The sequence below is a fragment of the Streptomyces tricolor genome (assembly GCF_002155905.1).
GTDB classification, from domain to species: Bacteria; Actinomycetota; Actinomycetes; order Streptomycetales; family Streptomycetaceae; genus Streptomyces; species Streptomyces tricolor.
Window position 1 is genome coordinate 1 of sequence record NZ_MUMF01000130.1, and the last position, 1194, is coordinate 1194.

1 protein-coding gene is annotated in these 1194 nt (G+C 67.3%); it reads right to left on the reverse strand.

The window, feature by feature from the left end; genetic code table 11:
* Positions 1 to 8: 8 nt before the first annotated feature.
* The gene (locus CCN44_RS10725; protein WP_059256512.1) at positions 9 to 1190 is read right to left on the reverse strand and encodes an aminotransferase class V-fold PLP-dependent enzyme; all 1182 of its coding nucleotides are present in this window, start codon (positions 1188 to 1190) and stop codon (positions 9 to 11) included.
* Between the last annotated feature and the right edge of the window lie 4 nt (positions 1191 to 1194).

Here is a 1194-nt window from a genome sequence, read left to right on the forward strand (position 1 = left end):
GTGGGGGGTCAGGTCAGGGAGCGGATGATCTTCAGGGCCCGGTCGATGTCGTGGGGGAAGTTGACGATTCCGGCGGACAGGCGGGCGTGGGGGACGGCGTAGGGGGTGGCGCTGGCGATGACGCCGTTGTCGCGCAGGATCTGGACGACGTCCTGGGGCTTGTAGCCGTGTACGTCGAAGCAGACGATGCCGGCGGACAGTTCGGGGGCGAGGGGGGTGTGGAGGGTGACGTGCTTCATGCGGGCCAGGCCTTGCTTGATCTGGCCGTTGAGTTCGGCGATGCGGTCCTGGATCCGCTTGCGCCCGATCTGGCGGTGGAATTTGAAGGCTTCGATGGTGGCCCACTGGTGTTCGTAGGCGAAGAAGCCTCCAGGGCTGATCCAGGCGGCCTGGGTGGGGCCGGTGGGCGGGCGGTCCTCGCGCCAGGCGTCGGTGGTCTCGCTGGCCATGAGGCTGGGGATGGTGGGTTGCAGCAGTGCCCAGTTCTCGGGCTTGGCCCAGATGATTCCGGTGCCGTGGGGGCCGAGGATCCACTTGTGGGTGCCGGCGGAGAAGAAGTCGCAGCCCATGGCGGCGACGTCCTCGTCGACGACGCCGAAGCCGTGGACTCCGTCGACGACGAGGAGGATGCGGTCGGATTCGTGGCGGTGGCGGTTGAGGTCCTTGAGGGCGGCGGCGATCTTGGCGATGGGGAGGCGGACGCCGGTGTTGGAGTGGACCCAGGTGACGCCGACGACGCGGGTGTGGGGGCGTACGGCGGCGCGGATGCGTGCGACGGCCTGGTCCGCGGAGAAGTTCAGTGACGATTCGTACAGGGGGATCTTGCGGACGGTGGCGCCCCACCTGTCGGCGGCGAGCCGCATGGATTCGTGGTGGGGGTAGAACTCGTGGGTGGTGGTGAGGATTTCCTGGCCGGGCTTGAGGCGCAGGCCGTTGTAGATGAGGGCGAGTCCCATGGTGGTGCTGCTGGTGAGGGCGATTTCTTCGGGGCGGCCGCCGACGTATTCGGCTGCGGCGGCGCACACCTTGCGCCAGAGCATGTCCTCGTCGCGGGCGAACATGTTGTCTTCGAGGTAGCTGTAGGGGTTCTCGTCGAAGGCCTTGCGGTATTTGGCGATGGCTGCGCGGACGGGGGTGGGGTTGGAGGCGAAGAAGAAGTTGGACAGGTGGGCGAGTTGGGGGTCGAGCAGGAAC